This is a genomic window from Rhodococcus sp. FH8, assembly GCF_019266085.1.
Classification (GTDB): domain Bacteria; phylum Actinomycetota; class Actinomycetes; order Mycobacteriales; family Mycobacteriaceae; genus Rhodococcus_F; species Rhodococcus_F qingshengii.
The window spans coordinates 22081-28991 of sequence record NZ_LPNQ01000079.1 but is presented as its reverse complement, the minus strand read 5'-3'; the positions used below and the strand labels follow the sequence as shown (position 1 = coordinate 28991).

Annotated in this window: 8 protein-coding genes; 3 read left to right on the top strand and 5 right to left on the bottom strand. The window is 58.3% G+C overall.

All coding sequences use genetic code 11. The features are described from left to right. The 3 genes from ATN38_RS26745 to ATN38_RS26735 form a co-directional block, all read left to right on the top strand. Window positions 1-416: RidA family protein (locus ATN38_RS26745; protein WP_256932179.1), on the top strand; the 416-nt coding region annotated here is incomplete at its 5' end. Then, window positions 413-934, top strand: coding sequence for a 3-hydroxyanthranilate 3,4-dioxygenase (locus ATN38_RS26740; protein ID WP_020909788.1), 522 nt, complete (start codon window positions 413-415; stop codon window positions 932-934). The genes ATN38_RS26745 and ATN38_RS26740, both read left to right, overlap by 4 nt. A gap of 3 nt (window positions 935-937) precedes the next feature. Further along, entirely contained in the window at window positions 938-1936 is a 999-nt protein-coding gene (locus tag ATN38_RS26735) for an amidohydrolase family protein (RefSeq protein WP_218748995.1), read from the top strand. On the opposite strand, the gene ATN38_RS26730 is transcribed toward ATN38_RS26735, so the two are convergent. From ATN38_RS26730 to ATN38_RS26710, 5 genes are all read right to left on the bottom strand, one after another. Beyond that, window positions 1933-2922, bottom strand: coding sequence for a LysR substrate-binding domain-containing protein (locus ATN38_RS26730; protein ID WP_020909790.1), 990 nt, complete (start codon window positions 2920-2922; stop codon window positions 1933-1935). The genes ATN38_RS26735 and ATN38_RS26730 overlap by 4 nt on opposite strands. Before the next feature lie 84 nt (window positions 2923-3006). Then, complete coding sequence (locus tag ATN38_RS26725; RefSeq protein ID WP_020909791.1) at window positions 3007-3975, bottom strand: zinc-binding alcohol dehydrogenase family protein; 969 nt, start codon at window positions 3973-3975, stop codon at window positions 3007-3009. Window positions 3976-4124: 149 nt separating this feature from the next. After that, the gene (locus ATN38_RS26720) at window positions 4125-4541 is read right to left on the bottom strand and encodes an organic hydroperoxide resistance protein (RefSeq protein ID WP_020909792.1); all 417 of its coding nucleotides are present in this window, start codon (window positions 4539-4541) and stop codon (window positions 4125-4127) included. A 1-nt stretch (window position 4542) separates the two neighbouring features. Beyond that, window positions 4543-5349, bottom strand: a complete 807-nt coding sequence (locus ATN38_RS26715; RefSeq protein ID WP_020909793.1) for an aspartate/glutamate racemase family protein — start codon at window positions 5347-5349, stop codon at window positions 4543-4545. Window positions 5350-5426: 77 nt separating this feature from the next. Then, window positions 5427-6866, bottom strand: a complete 1440-nt coding sequence (locus ATN38_RS26710; protein WP_020909794.1) for an aldehyde dehydrogenase family protein — start codon at window positions 6864-6866, stop codon at window positions 5427-5429. Between the last annotated feature and the right edge of the window lie 45 nt (window positions 6867-6911).

Genomic DNA, 6911 nt, shown 5'->3' with positions numbered 1-6911 from the left:
TCGGCGATTTCGTCTATGTCTCCGGGACCAGTTCGCGTCGACCCGACAACACGTTTGTCGGCGTCGAGGTCGACGAGATGGGGACGACGGCGCTCGACATTCGGGCGCAGACGCGTGCCGTCATCGAAAACATCGCGGCAATCCTCGCCGAAGTGGGTGGCGAACTCAGTGATCTGGTTCAGGTCACCTCCTACCTGGTGTCGATGAACGACTTCGGCGGATACAACGAGGTCTACGCCGAACTATTCGATGAAAACGGTCCGACGAGAACCACAGTGGCAGTTCACCAATTGCCCCACCCGCACTTGCTCATCGAGATATCCGGTGTGGCATACGTGCCTGCCTCCCGACGGCTGTCAATCGAGAACCCCGCCGCCCGGCGGCTGTCAATCGAGAACACGGAGAACCCATCATGACCACTATTCCTCCCGTCATCGACTTCAAGAAATGGATCGACGACAACCGCCACCTGCTGCAGCCACCGGTCAACAACCAGACGATGGCACTCGGAGACGACTTCATCGTGCAGGTTGTCGGTGGGCCCAACCAGCGGACCGACTACCACCTCGACCCGTACGAGGAGTGGTTCTACCAGGTCGAGGGCGACATCCACGTCAACGTCATGACCGAAGACGGACCGGTGCGGGTCGACATCCGCGAGGGCGAGAGCTGGTTGCTGCCGGGAAACCTGCCGCATTCACCGCAGCGCCCCACCTCGGGATCGATCGGCCTGGTGATCGAAAGAGTGAGACAGGAAGGAACATTGGAGCACTTCCAGTGGTACTGCCTGGAGTGCAATCACAAGATCTACGAAGTCGAACTTCAGGTGCGCGACATCGTGGCCGACCTTCCGCCCGTCTTTGTCACGTTCTACGAGAGTGAAGACGCCCGCACGTGTGACAAGTGCGGCACGCTCCATCCCGGCAAGGGCTGAGCGATGAGCAACATGATCGACATCCACACCCACTACGTGCCCAACGGGTGGCCCGATCTCACGGCTGATGCCGGCCCGGACGCGCCGTGGCTGAAAGTGGAGTCGGAAACCGAAGCCATGATCATGATGGGCACCAAGGAGTTCCGCCGCATCCAGTCCGATGCCTGGGACGCCGAGGTGCGGCTTCGGGACATGGATGCCGACGGCGTGCACACGCAGGTCGTCTCGCCGACGCCGGCATTCTTCAATTACGGCCGAAGCGGCGAGCAGGCAAGTCGCATCGCACGGATCTTCAACGACCTCGCGCTCGAGATCGTCGAACCGGCAAAAGATCGACTTATCCCGTTCTGTCAGGTTCCGTTGCAGGACACCGATGCAGCGTGCCGTGAGCTCGAGCGGTGCATCGCGAACGGGCACCGCGGTGTCGAGATCGGCAATCACGTCGGCGACCTCGATCTCGACAGCGAAGGAGTCGTGACATTCCTGCAGCACTGCGCGTCACTGGATGTTCCGGTCTTCGTGCACCCGTGGGACATGGCGTCCTCACCGCGCCTGGATCGGTGGATGGCGCAGTGGCTCACCGCAATGCCCGCAGAAACACATCTGTCGATACTCGCGCTGATCCTCGGCGGCGTGTTCGACAAGATCGACGACCGACTCAAGATCGGATTTGCCCACGGCGGCGGATCCTTCGCGTTCTGGCTCGGCCGGATGGAAAACGCCTGGCACGGTCGCAACGACATTATCGGTACATCGGAATTCCCGCCGTCACACTATCTCGGTAGGTTCTACGTGGATTCCGTCGTCTTCGACGAACGCGCATTGCGACTACTGGTCGACACAGTGGGCGTTGACCGGGTGATGGTGGGAAGTGACTACCCGTATCCCCTCGGCGAGCGGCCGGTGGGTGAGGTGGTTCGCAAGAGCGAGTTCTTGGACGAAACTGCGCGCCAACTGATCTCACGGGGAAACGCCGAACGCTTCCTCGGATTGGTGAACTAGCGGTACGTTGCTGGCACGCTGTGATGATCGACCGGATTTGCGCTCCCACGATCATTGCAGCGTCGCAGTGTCATCTCATGCGCGACCGCGGTCAGAGAAGCGATGAAGGCTTGGGCCGTCGGAGTCGCGATTCGCGATGAGGTTCGAGTCGTTCCAACGTTGTGGCCGATCCTTCCGAGTGAAATCGGGAGGGACGTCAATCGTGCATCATCGCGTGCGAGAAGGTCCGGCAGCACAGCGATCATGTCGGTCTCGATTACCAATTGGCGAATGGTGAGGTACGAGGTGGTCTCTACCCGATTCTCGGGTAGGGCCAGCTTGTTGTCTGCGAAGAATTCCTCGAGTTCTGTACGTAGGGCGGTCTCGATACTCGGCAGTATCCACGGGTAGTCGACAGTATCGCTGAGATGTACATTTTCGCCCGCGGCAAGCGGATGATTGGCGCGGGCAATAAGTTGGACGGATTCGGTATAGAGCGTTTCGCGCATGAACGTATGGTCGGTCGGCGCGGTCAATCGGCCGACGATAATGTCAATCGCTCCTGCTTCGAGATCCGTGAGGAGTTGTTCGGGGGTTCCCTCACGCACGACGACCATCAGAAGTGGGTGGTGTGCTTTCAGGTGCGCGATCGCACCGGGTAGTAGCATGCTCGAACCGGCCAGATGACTGCCCACTACAACAGTTCCACGATCGGCATCTGCCAATTCGACTAGGTGCCGACCAGTCTCGGCCAATTGGGCGATTATCCCCCGTGAGTGCGTTGCGAAGGCCGTCCCGAAGACAGTGGGGGTGACTCCGCGTGGGCCTCGTTCGAATAGCGTGACCCCGAGAATTCTCTCGATATCGTGCAAGCTGCGTGTGGCGACAGGCTGACTGATGTGTAGTTCGGCGGCTGCTCCGATAACGGTTCCCCGCCGGGTGAGGGCATCGACTAACAATAGATGACGGATCTTCAGCCGGCCATCGAGAAGCTTGGGCATGTCCATTTCAATCCGTTTCCTTCTCCGCAACAGTCAGACCTGCGTTTCGATAGCGCTTTGACGATGAAGGGTGATCAGTATGTGACCGTTTCATCGATGAGTGGGGAGCGCATTTGGAACTAGTACGGCACGACCGGTGAGCTGTCCGCTACCCAACGCTTCGAGTGCTTCCGAGATTTCGGTCAGCGGAAACTCTTGAACGGGACTGACAAGTTCTCCCGCTATGATCATTTCGCTCATCAATGGAGCGAGTGCTGCTTGTTCCTTGGCACGCCGGATCATGTTGACCGGAAGGATCTTTACGTCTGACATCAAGAAATTCGGTAGATGCAGGGTGACGTTTGAGCCGTGGGTGTACCCCACCAGTGCAGCTCGTCCGCCCGGCGTAACTCGTTCGAGGAGACTGGGGAGATTGGGTCCCCCGACAGTGTCGATCAGCACATCGAATTTACGTAGTGAGTTCAATTGCGATGTAACTGCCTCGGCCGATCCCACGATCGGCTGGACTCCAGCTGGCAATCGCTGGGCCTTCGAGCCCGTCGAGACAATCCCAGTGACGTTGGCTGCACCGGCTCTCATCGCGAATTGGGATGCGATCGATCCGACCGCCCCTGCTGCGCCCGAAACGAGAACCCGTTCTCCGGGCGCGATCGCTGTGATGTCTTTGACAGCAACATATCCCGTCGTGCATGGTACCAAGAAAGTTGCAGCTACAGAGGGTTCTAGCCGGTCGTCGACCGCTGTCAGAGCTGAGTCGCCCACGACGGCATACTCCGCCCAGCAACCGTCTCGTTTCAATCCGATTCCGCCTCCCCGTATGAGAACTTTTGTTCCCATTGCGAATTCGTCCGACTCGAGCACCTCGCCCACGCCATCTGTGCCCCCGATGTGCGGCAGTGTGGGTATTACAGCGAATGTCCCACTGGCGATTGTCACGTCGAGGTGGCTGACGGCAGCCGCCTCGATCCGCACGAGTGATTCTCCTGTGCCGCGAGACGGTAGTGCAATCTCTTCGATTACAGGACTTTCTCCGAACCGGTGTAGCCGCGCTGCGCGCATGATGCCTTCCACGTGGATTGAACGGCAATCGCTCGCCGACAGTTCTTTCGCAAAATCCAGTGCGCCGGATCCAGATCGATTTCCGGAGATTTCGGATGAGATCGATCTGGATTCCGTACACGCTGAATCAGTGTGAATCTGAACGCAAATTACTGCACTGTGATCGCCACGTTGATATTTCCGCGAACAGCTTTGGAATAGGGGCACTTCTGGTGAGCCCCTTCGGCGATTTCTCGTGCTTGGTCCTCGTCAACGCCGGGGAGGTTGACGAGCAACTCCACCGACAACCCGAAGCCCTCACCCGAATCTGCGATGGTCACGCGACTGGTGACGGTGGGATCGACCAGTCGAACCTTGTGCACGCGTGCTACTGATGACAGTGCAGAAAGGAAGCAGCCGGCATATCCGGCTGCGAACAGTTGTTCAGGGTTGCTACCGCCGCCAGCCCCACCGATGCCTACCGGGATTCCTAGATTCAGGTCGATCAGTCCGTCATCCGAACTGACATGGCCGTTGCGGCCGTTTCCATCGGCGGTGGCCTCTGCGGTGTACTTGAGTTCGGTCATATCAGCTCTCTTTTCCGACTAGTGCGAGGAGTTCGTTTACAGCTTGTTGCGATGCGCGCGCGTAGGTTCCGCCTCGCGAAACAGGCGTGCCGGTGACTTTGGCGATGCTGAGTGCAGCTTCAACTTGTTTTACAGCGAGAAAGGTTGGATTGGCGATCAGTGCGCCCTCTACGTGCAGATCGACATCGTCAACGCTGAGTAGTGCGAACAGTCCACCAGCCGACATGACAACGTCAACGCGACTGTCGCGGATCATGGATTCAGCGGCGTCTACGAACATTGCTCGAATTTCACGATAGGCGGCCGGGTCGTCATAAGCGGCTACGGCCTGGTCCGGCGTTATCCGCATGTAACGAACATCGACGACACGACTTTCGAGACCATATCGACGGATCTGTTCATCGTGCCACGGCAGATAGACCGGGTCGATGGAGACTATTCCGACTCGCCCGCCAAGCATGCAAGCCTGGTGCATGCTTGCCTCGCCGTGCCCGACGACCGGGATATCAACGGCTGTTCGGGCTTCGAATAGGCATGCATCTTGGAAATGGCCGACCAGGACGGCATCGAATCCTTCACGCTCAGCCTCGATGATTCCTGCGACAGACTGCACACCGCAACGTAACTCGCTCAGCCGGCCGAGTTGGGTATCGGCCGGACTGATTCCGCGTACCTCGAAAGTTATTCCAGGTGAGGAAATATCATCCAGATAACTCGCGAGACGGCGCAGGTATGGCTGGTGCAGTGCGGGATCGGTGAAGCTTTGATAAAGGATCCGCGCAGCAGGTGGATTTTCGTTTGATTGCATCGATTGTTCACTTTCATGTCGACGGCGAGGGCGGCTATATCGAACGTCTTTTTGGTTTCCTTGGATTGCTCGCTGTGTCAATTATGTTTTGCAGCAACAATGTTCGTCGTCTCAGTGTAGATATCGAGTGCCTGCCGCCAGGTCACTTGGCGGGGACCCTGCATCCTGATTTGTTGACTACTGGATCGAGGATGATCGAACCAAGAATTGAGCCACGCGATCTCTGTATCCATCTGCTCTGCGATGCGATGCCCGCGTGTCAAATCTGCGGTCCACACGGTTGCTGCAAGGCCGCCGCCTGTACGGTTGGCGCGTTCGATCACTTCGTCATCGCTGTCGAAAGGAAGGATCGTCGCAGAGGGCCCAAGGATCGGTTCCCGCATAGTCTGGACTGATTCTTTCGGTAATGCCCACAGGGTCGGTTCGAGCCAAAACCCGTCGGAAAATTCTCGCGGGACTGCGGTGCCTTTCCCGCTTGTCAGTCGGATGGCGCCGCTGCGTTCTGCCCGCACATAATTTTGCAGAACCCTGTCTTGGTGCGCACGGGAAATAGCTGGACCGAAGTCGGAGTTGGTCGATGTAGGTGACCCCGGCGTGAGTTGGTGTGCCCGAGCAACGAGCAATTCGCACATCTCATCGTAAATTGGCCGTTCGACGAAAACTGTTCCGATGCAGAGATCGAGTTGACCGGTGTTGAAGAAGACGGATCGAGCGATTCTCTCGGCTGTGCTTTCGAGATCGACGTCGGAAAACACGATGGCAGGGTTGTCGCCTCCCGCCCCAGAAGAAAATCGGTCTGAGCGATTATTCGTCTTTTTTCTGGTACCAGCGGAGAACAGTGTTCCGTCAAGTTTCGGATGGGCACTGAGAAGTTCGGCCGCCGAACCCAGCCCGAAGCCATGGACGACATTGAAGACACCCGGCGGAACGCCGGCAGATTCGACTATCTCGGCCATGACCGTGGCTGTTCCCGGCGTTTCCTCGGAGGGCTTTGCAACCACCGTATTTCCTGCCGCGAGTGCCGGTGCAAGCCTCCAAACCAGCGACAGCAAAGGCAAGCTCCAGGGGATGTCCATGCCGATTACGCCGAGCGGTCTGCGGACAGAATAGTTCGGAGCATCAGTTCGATCCACGCCGCCAGAGATCGACGATGTAGCACGCTCGGATAAAAGTGCATCCGCGCAGTCCCGGAAATGGTTTGCGGCCGTGACGATGTCGAAATCCCTGATTCGCGTCTCGGGCTGGCCGGTGTCTGCGACTTCGGCGTCGACGAGGTCGTCCGAACGGCATTCGATCTCGTCGGCGACGCTTCGCATCACGGCGCATCGATCGTCGATAGGCATCGTGTGCCAACTCGCGTTGAGGGACTTGCGCGCAGAGTCGACAGCCAGGTCAACGACCATCGCATCCGCCTCGTGAACCCAGGCGACAGGACGCCCGGTGGCTGGATCAATGGCAGCGAATGCGCCCTTGCCATCCACGAACTTACCGTTGATGTAGTTCTTGTACTCGCGCACGTGGTTATCCCCTGCAGATGTCGAGTTTGAAATTCTGTGTTCCCG